A 17678-nucleotide genomic window follows, 5' to 3' on the forward strand; every position below is an offset into this window, starting at 1 on the left:
AGCAAATTAGCATGGCAAAAATAAAAGTTACAAAAGTAAAGAGTGCTATCAAAAAACCAGGACGTCAAAAGAAAACTCTTGAAGCTCTAGGTTTGAAAAAAATAGGTCAGTCTGTTGAACATTCTGATACTCCTAACATCTTAGGAATGGTAGCAAAAGTTAAACATTTAGTTTCTGTAGAAGAAATATAAAATACACTTAAAATGGAATTACATAATTTAAAACCTGCAGAAGGTTCCGTTAAGTCTCAAAGCAAACGATTAGGTCGTGGTGAAGCTTCGGGTTCTGGAGGTACAGCTGGTAGAGGACATAAAGGTGCGAAATCGCGTTCTGGTTATTCAAAGAAAATTGGATTTGAAGGTGGGCAGATGCCATTACAACGTAGAGTTCCTAAATTCGGCTTTACAAACCCAAATAGGGTTGAGTATAAAGGTGTAAACCTTGATATACTTCAGTCCTTGGTTGACGAAAAAGGAGTTAAAGATACTTTAGATTTCAACCAACTCTTCGATTTAGGTGTTGTTAAAAAGAAGGATCTTGTGAAAATATTGGGTCGTGGTAAATTAACAGCAAAACTCAAAGTTAGCGCCCATAAATTTACAAAATCTGCAAAAGCTGCTATTGAAGCTGCTGGTGGTGAAGCAATAACTCTATAAATCCATTCTGCATGAAGTTTTTTGAAACAATACAAAATATCTGGAAAATCGATGATCTAAGAAATAGAATCCTATTAACTTTAGGTTTATTGTTAGTTTATCGTTTTGGTGCACAAGTTGTTCTACCAGGTATTGATACAGCTCAATTAGCCAAATTGTCTGAACAAACAGATGGTGGATTACTAGGGCTTTTAAATGCTTTTACGGGAGGTGCTTTTTCTAATGCATCTGTATTTGCTTTGGGTATTATGCCTTACATATCTGCTTCAATTGTAGTTCAATTAATGACAATTGCAATTCCGTATTTACAAAAGCTTCAGAAAGAAGGCGAGAGCGGTAGAAAAAAAATCACGCAGATAACTAGATGGTTGACTATTGGTATAACTTTAGTTCAAGGCCCAGGATATATCTATAATTTATATAATATCCTACCTTCAGCTGCTTTTGTAATGCAAGACTCAGTTGCTTTTGTAGCTTCATCGGTTATTATTTTAACAACCGGATGTATATTCGCAATGTGGCTTGGTGAAAAGATAACTGATCGAGGTATTGGTAATGGTATATCATTACTTATTATGGTTGGAATTATCGCAACTTTGCCTCAATCTTTTGTACAAGAATTTGCATCTAGAGTTTTTCAATCTAATGGAGGTCTTATTATGATTCTAATTGAATTAGTTATTTGGTTCCTTATCATATTAGCATCTGTTATGTTAGTTATGGCTGTTCGAAAAATACCAGTACAGTATGCACGTAAAAATGCGTCAGGTAAATATGAAAAAAGCTCTTTTGCAGGTGCAAGGCAGTTTATTCCACTTCGTTTAAATGCTTCGGGTGTAATGCCAATTATCTTTGCGCAGGCAATTATGTTCGTACCCGCTGCAGTAGCTGGTTTATCCGAATCTGAAGCTGCTCAAGGAATTACAGCCGCGTTTAACGACATGTTTGGTTTTTGGTATAATCTTGTTTTTGCTTTGCTTATCATAGTTTTTACTTATTTTTACACGGCAATTACAGTTCCAACCAATAAAATGGCTGACGACTTAAAACGTAGTGGTGGATTTATCCCTGGTATTCGTCCAGGTACAGAAACTTCTGAATATTTAGATAAAATTATGTCTCAAATTACTTTGCCTGGTTCCATTTTCCTTGCCGTTATTGCTATTTTTCCAGCAATAATAGTTTCCTTATTAGGAGTTCAACAAGGATGGGGTTTGTTTTTTGGGGGTACATCTTTACTAATTATGGTTGGTGTTGCGATTGATACTATTCAGCAAGTAAATTCATATTTATTAAATAGACACTACGACGGTTTAATGAAATCTGGTAAAAATAGAAAAGCAGTAGCATAATTATGGCAAAACAACCATCGATAGAGCAAGACGGGACAATTATTGAAGCATTATCTAATGCTATGTTTCGTGTAGAATTAGAAAATGGTCATATTGTGACCGCGCACATCTCTGGAAAAATGCGTATGCATTATATTAAATTACTTCCAGGAGATAAAGTTAAATTAGAAATGAGTCCTTACGACTTAACTAAGGCTCGTATAACCTATAGATATTAATAATATGAAAGTTAGAGCATCAATAAAAAAGAGAAGTGCTGATTGCAAAATTGTACGACGAAAAGGTCGCCTTTATGTAATCAATAAAAAGAATCCCAAATTCAAACAAAGACAAGGCTAATTATGGCAAGAATTGCAGGTGTAGACATACCAAAACAAAAGCGAGGAGTTATAGCTTTAACCTATATCTTCGGAATTGGCAGAAGTACCGCTAAAAAGATTTTAGCAACAGCCAAAGTAGATGAAAGTACCAAAGTATCTGATTGGAATGACGATCAAATCGGAAAAATCCGTGATGCTGTTGGAGAGTATACAATTGAAGGTGAATTGAGATCTGAAGTTTCAATGAATATTAAGCGTCTTATGGATATTGGATGCTACCGTGGAATTAGACACAGGTCTAGTTTACCACTTCGAGGTCAGCGCACAAAAAATAATTCAAGAACCCGTAAGGGAAGACGTAAAACTGTTGCCAACAAGAAAAAGGTAACTAAATAATTTTAAGTATGGCTAAGTCAACTAACAAAAAACGTAAAGTAATTGTTGATGCTTTTGGAGAAGCTCATGTTTCAGCTTCCTTTAATAACATCATCGTTTCTTTATCTAATAAGAATGGAGATGTTATTTCTTGGTCTTCAGCTGGAAAAATGGGGTTTAGAGGTAGTAAAAAAAATACACCTTACGCAGCTCAATTAGCAGCAGAAGATGCATGTAAAGTAGCTTCAGAATTAGGTTTAAAAAAAGTAAAAGTGTACGTTAAAGGTCCTGGAAATGGAAGAGAGTCTGCTATTAGAGCAATTCATAATGCAGGCATAGATGTTACAGAAATTATCGATGTAACTCCTTTACCACACAATGGGTGTAGACCACCTAAACGTAGAAGAGTTTAATTAATACGATTATCGAAGGAATAGACCTTAATTCATAATCACAAATCAAATAGAATGGCAAGATATACTGGTCCCAAAACTAAAATAGCTCGTAAATTTGGCGAAGCTATCTTCGGAGATGATAAGTCTTTCGAAAAAAGGAATTACCCTCCTGGACAACACGGAAACAATCGTAGAAGAGGAAAAAAATCTGAATATGCTGTCCAATTAATGGAAAAGCAAAAAGCTAAATATACTTACGGTATTTTAGAGCGTCAATTCAGAAATATGTTTAAAAAAGCTACTAGAGCTTCTGGCATTACTGGTGAAGTATTACTTCAATTATGTGAGTCTAGGCTTGATAACATAGTTTATAGACTTGGCGTTGCTCCTACAAGAAGCTCAGCTAGACAACTAGTTTCACATAAACACATTACAGTTAATGGTGAATTAGTTAATATCCCATCTTATCAAGTTAAGCCTGGAGATGTAGTAGGAGTTAGAGAAAAGTCTAAGTCTTTACTAGTAATAGAAGAATCACTTCAAAACAATAAATCGGTTTATGAGTGGATGTCTTGGAATTCTGAGAAAAAAGAAGGTACTTTAGTGAATACGCCTGAGCGTTCACAAATTCCAGAAAACATCAATGAGCAGTACATCGTAGAATTGTATTCGAAATAATTAACAAGCAGAATTCAAATTATGGCATTATTTAATTTTCAGAAACCGGATAAGGTAATTATGATTGAGTCAACTGAGTTCGAAGGAATCTTCGAATTTAGACCTTTAGAGCCGGGTTATGGTTTAACAGTTGGTAACGCCTTACGAAGAGTGTTGTTATCAGCTTTAGAAGGCTTTGCAATTACATCTGTACGTTTTGAAGGCGTAGAACATGAATTTTCCACCATTCCTGGTGTTGTTGAAGATGTTACCGAAATAATTCTAAACCTAAAACAGATACGTTTTAAAAAGCAACTTGAAGATCTTGATAATGAAGCTGTCTCAGTTTCAGTATCTGGAGCTAATCAGTTGAAAGCTGGAGATCTTCAAAAATTTATTAATGGTTTTGAAGTTTTAAACCCAGAGCTAGTGCTTTGTAATATGAACAAAGATGTTTCTTTAAACATGGAATTATCTATCGAAAAAGGTAGAGGTTATGTCCCTGCTGAAGAAAATAAAGTTGAAAAAGCACCTATTGGAACAATATTTACCGATGCCGTTTTTACACCTATAAAAAATGTAAAATATAGCATAGAGAACTTTAGAGTTGAACAAAAAACCGATTACGAAAAATTAGTTTTCGAAATACAATCGGACGGTTCTATTCATCCTAAAGACGCTTTAACTGAAGCAGCTAAGACATTAATACATCACTTCATGTTGTTTTCTGATGAACGTATTACATTGGAAACAGACGAATTATCGCAAGTCGAAACTTACGATGAAGAGTCGTTGCACATGAGACAGTTACTTAAAACTAAATTGGTTGATTTAGATTTGTCTGTTAGAGCACTTAACTGTTTGAAAGCTGCAGAAGTAGACACTCTTGGTGACCTAGTTTCTTATAATAAAAATGATTTGATGAAGTTTAGAAACTTTGGAAAGAAATCGCTTACAGAATTAGAAGAGCTTGTTGCTAATAAGGGGCTAGATTTTGGTATGGATTTATCAAAATATAAATTGGATAAAGACTAATTTGGAGTCTAAAAACACAGAAAAATGAGACACAGAAAAAAAATTAATCATTTAGGACGCAAGACTGCTCACCGCAAATCCATGCTTGCAAACATGGCTTGCTCTTTAATTGAACATAAGAGAATTAATACCACTTTAGCTAAAGCAAAAGCTTTACGTGTGTTTGTTGAACCTTTAATTACCAAATCTAAAGAAGATACTACACACAATCGTCGTTTAGCATTTGCTAAATTAAGAAGTAAAGAAGCTATTATTACTTTATTTAGAGATGTTGCTGCTAAAGTAGGCGATAGACCAGGTGGATACTTAAGAATTATCAAGTTAGGTAATCGTTTAGGTGATAATGCTGAAATGGCAATGGTAGAATTGGTAGATTTTAACGAAATTTACGACCCAAAAGCTGGTTCTACAAAGAAAAAGTCTACTCGTAGAGCTGGTAAAAAAGCTAAATCTACTGAGCCAGTTGCTCAAGACAATAAAGAATCTCAAGATAATGAGAAAAAAGAAGACTAATATTTTTAATATAATCTAATTGATAAGGGATAGGCTTTAGGCTTATCCCTTTTTTTATATCTTATACTTATGAAATATCAACAAAAAAAAGATGCCTTAGTTCTGTTAGAAGATGGAAGTGTTTTTTATGGCAAATCTCCTAATGCAAGTTCTATTAGTACTACTACTAGTTTTGGTGAAGCTTGTTTTAACACTGGCATGACTGGATACCAAGAAATATTTACAGATCCATCTTATTTTGGACAGATTATGATTACAACCAATGCACATATTGGTAATTATGGTACAAATAGTGAAGAGTCAGAATCATCATCACCAAAAATTGCTGGTCTTGTTTGTAAAAACTTTTCCTTTAATCCATCTCGGGTTAATATGGATAAAAGCCTTCACGACTTTTTAAGTGAAACTAACTTGCTTATTATTTGCGATGTAGACACACGAGCACTAGTTGAACATATACGTGAGCATGGTGCTATGAATGCTGTTATCTCTACTGATGTGCACAAGATTGATGAATTAAAATCTGAATTAGCTAAGCAGCCTTCTATGAATGGACTTGCCTTAGCCAATCAAGTTTCTACTAAAAAAGTATATGAGTTAAGTGATGAGTCTGACCTTTATAAAGTTGCAGTTTTAGATTTAGGAGTAAAACATAATATTTTAAGACATTTAAAAAACAGAAAATGTTCATTAAAAGTTTTTCCTTGGGATTCTACTTTCGAAGATTTACAAAACTATAATCCTGATGCTTTGTTTATTTCAAATGGCCCGGGTGATCCAACACCCTTAAAAAATGCTATAAATGTGGCTAAAAAAGCTATCGAGACTAATTTTCCTATGTTTGGTATTTGCTTAGGACAACAAATTATTTCATTGGCTTTAGATATTCCCACTGAAAAGATGCATCATGGTCATCGCGGTATAAATCACCCAGTTCTTAATTTAGAAACTGGTAAAGGTGAAATTACTTCTCAAAATCACGGCTTTGTCGTAGCAAAAGAAGCAGCCGAAAAAAGTGAACTTATTCAAATTACGCATAAGCATCTTAATGATGACTCTATTGCTGGCTTTCGGGTTAAGAATAAAAAATGTTTTTGTGTTCAATATCATCCAGAAGCTGGTCCCGGCCCAAACGATGCCACTTATTTATTTGATGACTTCATTAAACTAATGGCTAATTAATCTCAATTAGTTTATTCCGATGATTGGTATATAATTTGAAATGCACATAAAATATTCTGTTTATATATTTTTTAATTTTCAGTAAATACTGTGAGTAAGAGTAATAAAAAAAGCCGTTTTATTTAAACGGCTTTTTTTATTAAATTTAAGTATTTAAAATTACCATGTTGGTAATAAAACAGAATCAACTATATGGATAACTCCATTTGAAGCTTCAAGATCAGAAACAGTTACTGTAGAAAGACCGCCATTTGCATCTTTAACTACAACTTTTCCATCTTTTAGCATAATACTTAGACTAGCACCTTGAACAGTTTTTACTTCTGCTGTGCCGCCACCTTTTTCAACGGCAGCAATAACATCTTTTGCAGTCAATTTTCCTGCAACTACATGATAAGTAAGCACCATTTGTAGTTTAGATTTATTTTCAGCTTTCAATAAATAATCTACTGTGCCATCAGGTAAGTTTGTAAACGCAGTATTTGTAGGAGCAAATACTGTAAATGGTCCATCAGATTTTAAAGTTTCAACAAGATCTGCAGCTTTTACCGCAGCTACTAATGTAGTATGATCTTCTGAGCCAATAGCAACATCGACCACATCCTTATTCTGACTAAACCCTAAGGAAGTTACTAACGTAATTGCAACTAATAGTAATTTTTGTATTTTCATGATATAAATATTTTATTCAAATTTCAACAAGTTTTTAGTCTAAAAATTAAAATTAGTAGATACTTAACTTTTTTAACTTGCAGTATTAAAACGTTTAATCTTAAACAATATTTTTATTTATATCTTAATCAATTATAAGTATCGATGAATTAATTTTTTATTCAACAGTTCATTATTTACCTCTTTTCAACAAAATTTTTTCATCAAATTATCGTAATTATTTCAAATAGGATAAACAAATAATCTAGCTTATGTTATTTCACAATAAAGAGAAGTGTATAATGTAAATATTTGATTTCTCTAACGTTATAGTTATTAATTTATCAATGCATATTTTTTAATTGTCCTAAGAATAGATTATTTTGCAGTAAATTTTAAATACACAAAAATGAGTTCAATTTTAGACGTACATGCTAGACAAATATTCGATTCGAGAGGAAACCCAACCATTGAAGTTGATGTTTTAACCGATTCAGGTGCCTTAGGCAGATTTGCTGTTCCTTCTGGAGCTTCAACTGGAGAGCACGAAGCGGTTGAGTTAAGAGATGGAGGAGATGATTATCACGGTAAAGGAGTTTTGAAGGCGGTAGATAATGTTAATAATTTAATAGCTGATAAATTATTAGGTTTCTCAGTGCTTGAACAGTCAGAAATAGATCAATTACTTATAGATTTAGATGGAACGCCTAACAAAGCTAAATTAGGAGCTAATGCAATTTTAGGTGTTTCAATTGCATGTGCTAAAGCAGCCGCTGAAGAGTTAGGCTTGCCATTATACAGATACATCGGTGGTGTAAGTTCTAACGTTTTGCCTTTACCAATGATGAATATTATTAACGGTGGTTCGCATAGTGATGCGCCTATTGCATTTCAAGAGTTTATGATTATGCCAGTTTCGGCTAATAACTTTACAGAAGCTTTAAAAATGGGTACAGAAATTTTCCACCACCTTAAAAAAGTTTTACAAAAAAGAGGCTTAACCACATCGGTTGGAGATGAAGGTGGCTTTGCTCCAAAACTTGATGGAACAGAAGACGCTATCGAATCCATTCAAAAAGCTGTTGAAAATGCAGGTTATGTTTTTGGTGAAGATATTTTTATTGCCTTAGATTGTGCGGCTGCAGAATTTTTTGAAGATGGTAAATATAATTATGCCAAATTTGAAGGTGAAAATGGAAAAGTGCGAACATCTGAAGAACAAGCTGAATATTTAGCTGAACTAGCTTCAAAATACCCAATTATTTCTATTGAAGATGGAATGGATGAAAACGATTGGAATGGATGGAAAATCTTGACAGATAAAATTGGAGATAAAGTACAATTGGTTGGAGATGATTTGTTTGTAACTAATGTTGAACGATTGGCACGTGGTGTTAAGGAAGGAATTTCAAATTCTATTTTAGTAAAAGTAAACCAAATCGGTACTCTTACAGAAACTATTAATGCTGTAAATATGGCACATAATGCAGGATTTACTGCTGTTATTTCTCATCGTTCTGGAGAAACGGAAGACAATACTATTGCAGATTTAGCTGTAGCTTTAGAAACAGGACAAATTAAAACAGGATCAGCATCACGAAGTGATCGTATGGCGAAATACAATCAATTATTAAGAATTGAAGAAGAATTAGGCGACCAAGCCATATTTTTAGGAAAGAAAGCTTTTAAGATAAAGTTTTAAATTATAGACTAATTTTTTTTTGTAAAAAGCGGCAAGGAGTAATTAACATAAAGTTATGCTTCTTGCCGCTTTGTTTATTAAGGTATTAACCTGTAATTAACACTGCTTTTTGTAAATTTGTAAAAATCAATTTTAACACATAATACAGTAAATATATGAATGCATCAATTGAGTTTGAAGGAAAAAAATATGAACTTCCTGTTGTAACAGGTACAGAAAACGAAAATGCAATAGATATCTCTAAATTAAGAGCTTCTACCGGAGGTTTAATTACATTGGATAGAGGCTTTAAAAATACTGGTTCTTGCGAAAGTGCCGTAACCTTTTTAGACGGTGAGAAAGGAATTTTACGTTACCGCGGTTATGCCATTGAAGAACTTGCCGAAAATGCAAGCTTTCTCGAAGTTGCATATTTGTTAATATTCGGAGAGTTGCCAAATACTACCCAACTTGACAAATTTTACGCAGATATAAAAGAAGAATCGCACGTTGATGAAGAAATGAAAAAAATTCTAGATGGATTTCCGAAATCTGCCCATCCTATGGGAGTTGTTTCTTCCTTAACTAATGCTTTAATTGCATTTAATCCATCTTCAGTAAATGTCGATTCTGAAGAAGATATGTACAATGCAATTATAAAAATACTCGCTAAATTTCCAGTATTATGTGCTTGGGCTTTACGTAAAAGAACCGGACAACCTTTAGATTATGGCGATTCATCTTTAAGTTATGTAGACAACGTGTTAAAAATGATGTTTAAAAAAGCAAACCAAGATTACAAAGTTAATCCTGTGGTTTCATCTGCACTTAACAAGCTCTTAATTTTGCATGCAGATCATGAACAAAACTGCTCAGCTTCAACAGTTCGTATTGTAGGTTCTTCCCATGCTGGTTTATTTGCATCTATATCTGCGGGTATATCTGCACTTTGGGGTCCCCTTCATGGAGGCGCAAACCAAGCTGTTATCGAAATGCTTGAAGGTATTAAAGAAGACGGAGGCGATACTAAAAAATATATGGCTAAAGCAAAAGATAAAAATGATAGCTTCAGATTGATGGGCTTTGGACACCGTGTGTATAAAAATTTCGACCCAAGAGCTAAAATTATTAAAAAATCTGCAGATGATGTCTTAGGAAGCTTAGGCATTGAAGACCCTGTATTAGATATAGCTAAAGGTCTTGAAAAAGAAGCTCTAGAAGACCAATATTTTGTAGATAGAAAACTTTATCCAAACGTTGATTTTTATTCAGGTATTATTTATAGAGCATTAGGAATCCCAACAGATATGTTTACTGTAATGTTTGCTTTGGGAAGATTACCAGGCTGGATTGCTCAATGGAGAGAAATGCGTTTACAAAAAGAACCAATCGGTCGACCAAGACAAGTGTATACAGGTAAAACACACCGACCATTTGTTGAAGCGAATAAAAGATAATTGAAATTAAATAAAAATAAATATGAAAAAGATTGCAATATTAAGCTTACTATCACTTTCACTAATAGCTTGTGGTGGCGAAGCTGAAAAAAAGGAAGATTCAAAAATGACTATCGGTGGGAATGAAACCGAAGTTAAAGATGAAAAAAGTACAGAAAGTACAGAAGAAGAAAATGGAGTAATTCAGCTTTCTTTAGAAGGTAATGACCAAATGAAGTACAATAAAAAACGTTTAAGAGCTAAAGCTGGTGCCGAAGTGGAACTTACATTTAAACACGTAGGTGAAATGTCTAAGCAAGCTATGGGACATAATTTTGTGCTACTTAAAAAAGGAACAGATATCATGGCTTTTGGTGAAAAAGCAGCTGGTGCAGTAGATAACGACTACATTCCACAAGATACTTATGAAGTAATTGTACATACCGAAATGCTTGGTGGTGGTGAATCTACAGTCTTAAAATTCACTGCTCCGACTGAAAAAGGTGAGTATGATTTTATTTGCTCTTTTCCAGGTCATGTTGCTTTAATGAAAGGGAAGTTTATTGTGAATTAATTCTAACTAAATCAAATTAAAAAAGCCGATTTCAATTGAAATCGGCTTTTTTAATTTATGCTTATTACTTATATAACTTCGGCTGAAATGCCAGCATCTAATATTTTTATGCAACGCTCTCGCAAATCTTCAAAACTTCCCGTTTTTACCCCACATTTGCCTTTATAATGAATTAAAATGGTGCATTGTTCTGCTTGAGTTGGAGAATGATCGCAAACTTGAATTAGCGTTTCAATTACATGATCAAAAGTATTAACTTCATCATTATGTACAATTAGCTCATGTTCCTTATCTATTTGCTCAGCAACTTCTACTTCTTCATATACTTGCTCTTTGTATCCCATGCTTTTTTGTTGCAAAAATATAAAATATAGCTTTTCTAGATAATTGCTTTAACAAATTTAGCAGCTATCCAATTTTCTTTTTCTAGATTTTTAATAAAAGTAAGCTTGTGCTTGTTAGCTTCATTTTGAATGATAGGCAAATCTTTTTTATAAAATCCACTGAAAAAAATGGCACCATCTTGCTTTAAAAATTTAGCATAAGTAGCCATATCTTCAATTAAGATATTTCGATTAATGTTGGCAAGGATAACATCAAATTTAGTGTCGATTTGTTCTGCGCCACCTAAAATTACTTTTCCGCTAACGCAGTTACGTTCTAAATTTTCAGTGGTGTTTTCTATACACCAATTGTCAATATCAATATAAATAACTTCTTTGGCTCCCTTCATATTCGCTAAAATACCCAGAACACCAGTGCCACAACCCATGTCCAACACTTTTTTATTGGTCCAGTCATCTTCTAAAATCAACCGAATCATTTGGAAAGTGGTGGCATGATGACCAGTGCCAAAAGACATTTTGGGTTCGATAACAATATCAAATTCAACTTCTTTTTTCTTATGGAAAGGTGCTCTAACCATACATTGACTACCAACTTCAATAGGAGAAAAATTTTTCTCCCATTCTTCATTCCAATTAATGGTTTCTACTTTTTCTCTTTGAAAGTTAATTTGAACTTTTTCATTTTTAAAAAGTTCAATTTTGTTTTCAAAACCTTCTTCATCTAGTTCTTCTTGCACATAGGCCGATAAACCTTCTTCAGTTTCTTCAAAAGATTCAAAATTGAACAAACTTAATTCTGCTAACAGAATATCGGTAAAAGGTTCTTTTGGCAAAATATGAAAATGATAAGCAATATAATTCATTTATAAACTATCAATAATGGCTAAAAAATCTTCTGCTTTAAGTGAAGCTCCACCAATTAAACCACCATCTACATCAGCTTTTCCAAAAATTTCTTTAGCATTATTTGGTTTTACACTACCACCATATAAAATACTCGTATTTTTTGCTACTCCGTTGTTGTATTTTTCAGCTAATAAACTTCGTATAAATGCATGCATTTCTTGCGCTTGCTCTGGACTTGCAGTTTCTCCTGTACCAATTGCCCAAACTGGTTCGTAGGCTATAATTATGTTTTGCATTTCGCTGGCAGATAATTGAAAAAGTCCCTTTTCTAATTGTGTTTTTACCACATCAAAATGCTTTCCTGCTTTACGGCTTGCTAATTCTTCTCCTACGCAAAACATGACTTGAAAATCTTCTTTTACCGCTTGGTTGGTTTTAGCTGCTAAAGTTTCATCGCTTTCTTTGTATATCGCTCGACGTTCGCTATGACCAATTATAACATATTCTACACCAACGCCTTTTAACATTTTAGCCGAAATTTCTCCTGTATGGGCTCCAGATTCATTTTCATTGATATTTTGAGCAGCTACTGAAATGTTTGTGTTTTTTAAACTTTCAAATGCATAATGTAAGTTGGTAAAAGGTGGAGCAACTACCACTTTGTTTTGATTATTCGCTTTAATTTTCCCTGTAAGTCCTTCTAAAAGCACTTTGGTTTCAGAAAGATCACAATTCATTTTCCAGTTTCCAGCTACAATTTTACTTCTCATATGTATATAATTTAGTTTAGTTTTAATTTCGGGTCAAGGTAAGCATGAATTAAGTCTACCAATATATTGATGCAAATAAATAAAAAGGCAATCATCAAAACAGCTCCCATTATAATTGGTAAATCTAAGGCATTTAAGGCATCTACAATTTCTTTTCCTAAGCCATTCCAGCCAAATATATATTCTACAAAAACAGCACCAGCTAACATCGACGCAAACCATCCTGAAATAGCAGTAACTACTGGGTTTAAGGCATTTTTAAGGGCGTGGTTTTTAATTATTTGATAATTGCTCAGTCCTTTGGCTTTAGCAGTCCGGATATAATCTTGATGCATAATTTCTAATAAAGCATTGCGCATTAATTGGCTTACCACTGCTAAAGGCCGAATACCCAAAACCACGGCTGGTAAAATTAAATTTTTCAACACTAATTGATTTTGCTCACCGTAATCGTCTAGCTCGTATAAGTTTCCACTCATGTTTAAACCAGTATATTTTTGTAATACAAAGGCAAAAAGCCAAGCAAAAAGAATGGCGCTAAAAAACGAAGGAACACTCATTCCCAAGGTTGATAATACTTGAATGCAATTGTCTAAAATTCCACCTTTATTTACCGCCGAAATTATGCCTAAAAATATACCAAATAGCAAGGCTAAGCTTATTGCTGAAATAGCTAAAATAGCGGTATTGGGAAGTGTTTCTGAAATAACACTGTTTACCGATTTTCCATTTTTTTGAAAGGATTCGCGTAAGTGTGGAAATTTTAATACAAGGCAAGTTGAAGCTGTACAAACTAGCGATTGAGCTCTATATTTTCCTGAAGCTAAAGAAGTAAAATCTGAAGCTTTTGTACTGTGAAATGACAACGGAGATAAATCGTTTAAATACAGTACATATTGTTTTCCTAGTGATTCATCGAACCCATATTTGGCGTTGATGTTTTCAATTTGTGTTTTACTTTGGTTTTGTCCCAACATCATTTGCGCCGGGTCGCCGGGTAAAACAGTGAATAAAAAAAATATTACACTAACTACCCCAAATAAGGTGAATAAAGCGTAGGCTATTTTCTGAATTATCGGCATTAAATATTATAATTTGGTCTGGTCACTATCATTCCAATGCCATTTTTGTTTGATTACCGCATCTTCTATAATCAAGATACCTGGATTTGAACGAACGATGGTTTTTATGGCAGTTTCATCGGTAAAATAAAACGGAATTTGGATATTATGTTCTTTTTGAAGCTTTTGAATAGCTTCATCTCCAGAAGCCGATAAACCAATTACTTTAAAGTTTTTTTGTTCAGCTTTCTCAATTACTTTTTGAATATTTTGCCAAGCATCATTTTCGCTTTTGCTTAAATTATAAGCAGAAATAACAAGCAGTTTAGGTTCACTTAAAATTTCTTCTGTGTAGTCTTCTCCTTTTTTATAAAAACCAAAATCTTTAATTTTAGGTACAAAGCCTTCATCTACTAAAACCGTATTCACTTCAATAAATTCACCTGCAATTTCTGGATAGCTTCCTTGGTTGCTTATAACTTCTTCTTCACCATTGATGTTGAATTTCCAATCGTATCGGTATTCGGCTTGTGGTGCATCTTCTGGTATTTTCATATTTTCTGGAATATTTGTACTGATTTTATAAGCTCTAAAATCGAAGTACGGCAAGTGATTCAATACATAATTTCCAAACCAAAAACTGAAAATAAAAATAACTCCAAATAAGCCCCAATTTAGCTTCTCAGAAAATAACGGCTTAATTAGTTTTTGATTGAAGAATAAAATTAATATCAAAATCAATAAAATAACATCCTTATAAAAAGATTGCCATGGAGTTAACGGAATGGCATCGCCAAAACAACCACAATCGGTTACTTTATTGAAGTAAGCTGAATAAAACGTGAGAAAAGTAAAGAACACAATCATAAGTAGTAAACTCCAATTGGTTACTTTTTTGGCAATACCTAATAGTAAAGTTACTCCGAGAAGCATTTCGTAAATAACAATAAATAAAGCTAGTAATAAAGCATGCGGAATTAAGAATTCTAAATTTAAGACACCTTCGCCAAAGTATTCTTCTAGTTTGTAGGAAAAGCCAATTGGGTCGTTTAGCTTAATAAATCCACTAAAAATGAATAGTACTCCAACAAATATTCTGGCAAATTGTACAATTGCATTTTTCATATTATTACTTTTTTTCTTCGATTAAAATTAGGGCGAAAACAGCGTAGTTAATCATATCTTGATAATTGGCATCAACGCCTTCACTTACTTCAGTTTTACCTTGGTTGTCTTCAATTTGTTTTACGCGCAGAAGTTTTTGCAAAATTAAATCGGTTAATGAACTTATGCGCATGTCTCGCCAAGCTTCACCATAATCGTGATTTTTGTTAAGCATAAGGTTTTTGGTTTTCCGACTGTGTTTTTCGAAAAGTTCCATTGCTTTTTTGGTATCTAAGTCAGGCTGCTCGGCTATGCCCAGCTCCAATTGAATTAAAGCCATGATGGAATAATTAATAATACCGATAAACTCTCCGTTGGTGTCATCAGCCACTTTTTGTGTTTTCTTTTGTTGAATGCTTCTTAAGCGTTGTGCTTTAATAAAAATCTGATCGGTTAACGAAGGTAATCTCAATATTCGCCAAGCACAACCATAGTCTTTTAGTTTTTTAGCAAAAAGTTGACTGCAGACTTCAATTACTTTATCGTATTGATTAATAGTTTTTTCCATACTTTGTTCATAAAAAACAAATTTCGTTTAAAATAAATTGCTTTACAAACAAGTAGACTTTATTTCAAAAAAAATCCTGAATTTGTCGATTCAGGATTTTAAGGATTAGTTCGGTCTATGTCCGTATATCTTTTCGTACAGATCTATATATTTTGCTTTAATTTCTCTTCTTTTTATTTTCATAGTAGGGGTGAGGTGTCCATCTTCAACCGACCAAATGTCTTTGGTGAGTTCAAATTTTTTAATTTTTTCCCATTTACCAAATTTTTGGTTGTGGAAGTCTACTTCTTCTTGTATCCTATCGATTAATTCTGATTTGTTTACTAAGTCTTCATGATTTGAATAGCTGATGTTTTTTCGTTTTGTCCATTCTTCAATAAATTCAAAATTAGGCTGAATTAGTGCAGCTGGCATTTTTTCTCCATCGCCAATAACCATAATTTGCTCTATAAAACGCGATTGCTTCATCATGTTTTCGATTACTTGCGGAGCAATGTATTTACCGCCAGATGTTTTAAACATTTCTTTTTTACGATCGGTTATACGCAGGAAGCCTTCACTGTCTACTTCACCAATGTCGCCTGTGTGGAAGTATTCGTTTTTTATAACTTCGTCTGTTTTTTCTTTGTTTTTGTAATAACCAATCATTACTTGTGGACCTCTTACAAGTATTTCGCCATCTTCTGCAATTTTTACTTGCGTTTCAGGAATGGGTTTACCAACGGTTCCAATCTTAAAGCCATTGTTTCGTAAGTCGTTTACGGCAACTACTGGAGAAGTTTCAGTTAATCCATAACCTTCCATTACACGTATATCGGCAGCATTGAAAACGCGTGCTAATCTAGATTGTAAAGCTGCACTTCCAGAAGCAATAACTTTTAAGTTACCGCCAAGTGCTTCTTGCCATTTACTGAAGATTAATTTACGCGCTATTTTTAATTTAAATTCGTACCAGGCTCCATTTTGTCCATAGGGTTCGTATTTTAAACCGAGCTCTACAGCCCAGAAAAATAAATTCTTTTTAATGCCTGTTAAATCAGCTCCTTTGGCAATAATTTTATCGTAAACCTTTTCAAGAAGTCTTGGCACAGCAGACATTACATCGGGTTTTATTTCTTTAAGATTATCGCTTATGGTTTCGATACTTTCAGCAAAATAAACACTCACGCCATTATACATATACATGTACTGTAGCATGCGTTCGTAAATATGGCAAACGGGTAAAAAACTCAAAGCTTTGGCTTGGCCTTCGTGGAGAGGCAAACGCGTAGAACTGTGAATGGCATTACTGCTAATATTTTTGTGCGATAACATTACACCTTTGGGTCTACCAGTGGTTCCCGAAGTGTAAATTAAAGTTGCTAAATCGTTTTCGTCTACTTTGCTCATTAAAGTTTCAACTTCGGCTTGGCGTACATCGCTTTCTCCTAATTTTAAAACTTCCCTCCAGCTTTTAGCGCCTTCGATATCATCAAAAGAATAAACATCTTTTAAACTGGGCACTTGGTCTTTAATCGCCATTACTTTATCGTACACTTCTTGATCGGAGACAAAACAATATTTCGATTCGCTATGGTTTAACACATATTGATAATCGTCTTCCGAAATAGTTGGATAAATAGGCACATCTTGCGCTCCAAGTTGCATAACGCCAATATCTACAATGTTCCATTCGGTACGATTGTTAGTTGAAATAATGGCGATTTTATCGTTAGGCTGCACACCTAATTCCAATAAACCCCGACTTATTTTGTTGGCTTTATCTACAAAATCTTTAGCGCTTGTTGCTTTCCATTGGCCATCGTATTTGGTTACTAAAGCTGCTTCTAAATTATATTTTTCCAGTTGATATTTAGGAAAATCGAATAGTCTTTTAATTGTCGTCATCTTTTCAATGTTGATTTACCTTGCAAAATAAGAATATTTTTCAGATTTTCAATATTTTATTGTCTTGTTAAATAAGAATTATGGACTTTATCGACTTACTATTTCAGATTTATGATTTTCGATTTGCTGAATTCTGATAGGTGATTTCCGATATGCGATTTCTGAAATCTACAATCTGAAATCTATAATCAATAATCTGAAGTCTGCAGTTCCAAAGTCTTTAATTTGTCATTAAGAATATTGCTTTCTACAGTAAACAATAGTGTTT

The 17678-nt window shown here is 33.6% G+C and carries 22 protein-coding genes; 14 read left to right on the forward strand and 8 right to left on the reverse strand.

Annotation, left to right across the window (positions count from 1 at the left end; all coding sequences use genetic code 11):
- Positions 1-11 precede the first annotated feature (11 nt).
- The 11 genes from rpmD (at position 12) to carA (ending at position 6485) form a co-directional block, all read left to right on the forward strand.
- Positions 12-191, forward strand: coding sequence for a 50S ribosomal protein L30 (rpmD, locus tag IEV63_RS02225; RefSeq protein WP_188405123.1), 180 nt, complete (start codon positions 12-14; stop codon positions 189-191).
- Positions 192-203: 12 nt separating this feature from the next.
- Positions 204-656, forward strand: a complete 453-nt coding sequence (rplO, locus tag IEV63_RS02230; protein WP_188405124.1) for a 50S ribosomal protein L15 — start codon at positions 204-206, stop codon at positions 654-656.
- A gap of 11 nt (positions 657-667) precedes the next feature.
- Positions 668-2008 carry a preprotein translocase subunit SecY gene (gene secY, locus IEV63_RS02235; RefSeq protein ID WP_188405125.1) on the forward strand — a complete coding sequence of 447 codons (1341 nt, stop codon included), beginning with the start codon at positions 668-670 and terminating at the stop codon, positions 2006-2008.
- 2 nt (positions 2009-2010) lie between these two features.
- Positions 2011-2226 carry a translation initiation factor IF-1 gene (infA, locus tag IEV63_RS02240; RefSeq protein WP_166400606.1) on the forward strand — a complete coding sequence of 72 codons (216 nt, stop codon included), beginning with the start codon at positions 2011-2013 and terminating at the stop codon, positions 2224-2226.
- Positions 2227-2230: 4 nt separating this feature from the next.
- Complete coding sequence (ykgO, locus tag IEV63_RS02245) at positions 2231-2347, forward strand: type B 50S ribosomal protein L36 (protein ID WP_015361145.1); 117 nt, start codon at positions 2231-2233, stop codon at positions 2345-2347.
- 2 nt (positions 2348-2349) lie between these two features.
- Positions 2350-2724, forward strand: coding sequence for a 30S ribosomal protein S13 (gene rpsM, locus IEV63_RS02250; protein ID WP_188405126.1), 375 nt, complete (start codon positions 2350-2352; stop codon positions 2722-2724).
- An 8-nt stretch (positions 2725-2732) separates the two neighbouring features.
- Positions 2733-3116, forward strand: coding sequence for a 30S ribosomal protein S11 (gene rpsK, locus IEV63_RS02255; protein WP_188405127.1), 384 nt, complete (start codon positions 2733-2735; stop codon positions 3114-3116).
- Positions 3117-3170: 54 nt separating this feature from the next.
- Positions 3171-3776: a 30S ribosomal protein S4 gene (rpsD, locus tag IEV63_RS02260; protein ID WP_188405128.1), complete on the forward strand. Its 606-nt coding sequence runs from the start codon at positions 3171-3173 to the stop codon at positions 3774-3776.
- Positions 3777-3797: 21 nt separating this feature from the next.
- A complete protein-coding gene (locus IEV63_RS02265) occupies positions 3798-4790 on the forward strand; it encodes a DNA-directed RNA polymerase subunit alpha (protein ID WP_188405129.1) in 993 nt (330 codons plus the stop codon).
- Positions 4791-4814: 24 nt separating this feature from the next.
- Complete coding sequence (rplQ, locus tag IEV63_RS02270) at positions 4815-5303, forward strand: 50S ribosomal protein L17 (RefSeq protein ID WP_188405130.1); 489 nt, start codon at positions 4815-4817, stop codon at positions 5301-5303.
- A gap of 69 nt (positions 5304-5372) precedes the next feature.
- Positions 5373-6485, forward strand: coding sequence for a glutamine-hydrolyzing carbamoyl-phosphate synthase small subunit (carA, locus tag IEV63_RS02275; protein WP_188405131.1), 1113 nt, complete (start codon positions 5373-5375; stop codon positions 6483-6485).
- Between the two features lie 159 nt (positions 6486-6644).
- Here the strand turns inward: carA and IEV63_RS02280 are convergent, their stop codons facing one another.
- On the reverse strand, positions 6645-7157 hold the full coding sequence (locus IEV63_RS02280) for a fasciclin domain-containing protein (protein WP_188405132.1): 513 nt from the start codon (positions 7155-7157) through the stop codon (positions 6645-6647).
- A 388-nt stretch (positions 7158-7545) separates the two neighbouring features.
- Here IEV63_RS02280 and eno point away from each other — a divergent pair, with 388 nt between their 5' ends.
- The 3 genes from eno (at position 7546) to azu (ending at position 10827) form a co-directional block, all read left to right on the forward strand.
- The gene (gene eno / locus IEV63_RS02285; protein WP_188405133.1) at positions 7546-8838 is read left to right on the forward strand and encodes a phosphopyruvate hydratase; all 1293 of its coding nucleotides are present in this window, start codon (positions 7546-7548) and stop codon (positions 8836-8838) included.
- Positions 8839-8993: 155 nt separating this feature from the next.
- Positions 8994-10274, forward strand: a complete 1281-nt coding sequence (locus tag IEV63_RS02290; RefSeq protein ID WP_188405134.1) for a citrate synthase — start codon at positions 8994-8996, stop codon at positions 10272-10274.
- Between the two features lie 22 nt (positions 10275-10296).
- Positions 10297-10827 (forward strand): azurin, encoded by a 531-nt coding sequence (gene azu / locus IEV63_RS02295; protein WP_188405135.1) that lies wholly within the window; start codon positions 10297-10299, stop codon positions 10825-10827.
- A 68-nt stretch (positions 10828-10895) separates the two neighbouring features.
- Here azu and IEV63_RS02300 read toward each other — a convergent pair whose 3' ends face one another.
- The 7 genes from IEV63_RS02300 to IEV63_RS02330 all read right to left on the reverse strand — a co-directional run bounded on the left by IEV63_RS02300 (position 10896) and on the right by IEV63_RS02330 (position 17410).
- On the reverse strand, positions 10896-11171 hold the full coding sequence (locus IEV63_RS02300; protein ID WP_188405136.1) for an ATP-dependent Clp protease adaptor ClpS: 276 nt from the start codon (positions 11169-11171) through the stop codon (positions 10896-10898).
- A gap of 35 nt (positions 11172-11206) precedes the next feature.
- A complete protein-coding gene (gene prmA / locus IEV63_RS02305) occupies positions 11207-12037 on the reverse strand; it encodes a 50S ribosomal protein L11 methyltransferase (RefSeq protein WP_188405137.1) in 831 nt (276 codons plus the stop codon).
- Entirely contained in the window at positions 12038-12790 is a 753-nt protein-coding gene (gene tpiA / locus IEV63_RS02310) for a triose-phosphate isomerase (protein ID WP_188405138.1), read from the reverse strand.
- Between the two features lie 11 nt (positions 12791-12801).
- Complete coding sequence (locus IEV63_RS02315; RefSeq protein ID WP_188405139.1) at positions 12802-13872, reverse strand: ABC transporter permease; 1071 nt, start codon at positions 13870-13872, stop codon at positions 12802-12804.
- A gap of 6 nt (positions 13873-13878) precedes the next feature.
- Positions 13879-14976, reverse strand: a complete 1098-nt coding sequence (locus IEV63_RS02320) for a BT_3928 family protein (protein ID WP_188405140.1) — start codon at positions 14974-14976, stop codon at positions 13879-13881.
- Between the two features lie 4 nt (positions 14977-14980).
- Entirely contained in the window at positions 14981-15523 is a 543-nt protein-coding gene (locus IEV63_RS02325; RefSeq protein WP_188405141.1) for a DUF1599 domain-containing protein, read from the reverse strand.
- Between the two features lie 105 nt (positions 15524-15628).
- A complete protein-coding gene (locus IEV63_RS02330) occupies positions 15629-17410 on the reverse strand; it encodes an AMP-dependent synthetase/ligase (protein ID WP_188405142.1) in 1782 nt (593 codons plus the stop codon).
- Positions 17411-17678: the final 268 nt, after the last annotated feature.

The organism is Psychroflexus salis, assembly GCF_014640175.1.
Lineage (GTDB): Bacteria > Bacteroidota > Bacteroidia > Flavobacteriales > Flavobacteriaceae > Psychroflexus > Psychroflexus salis.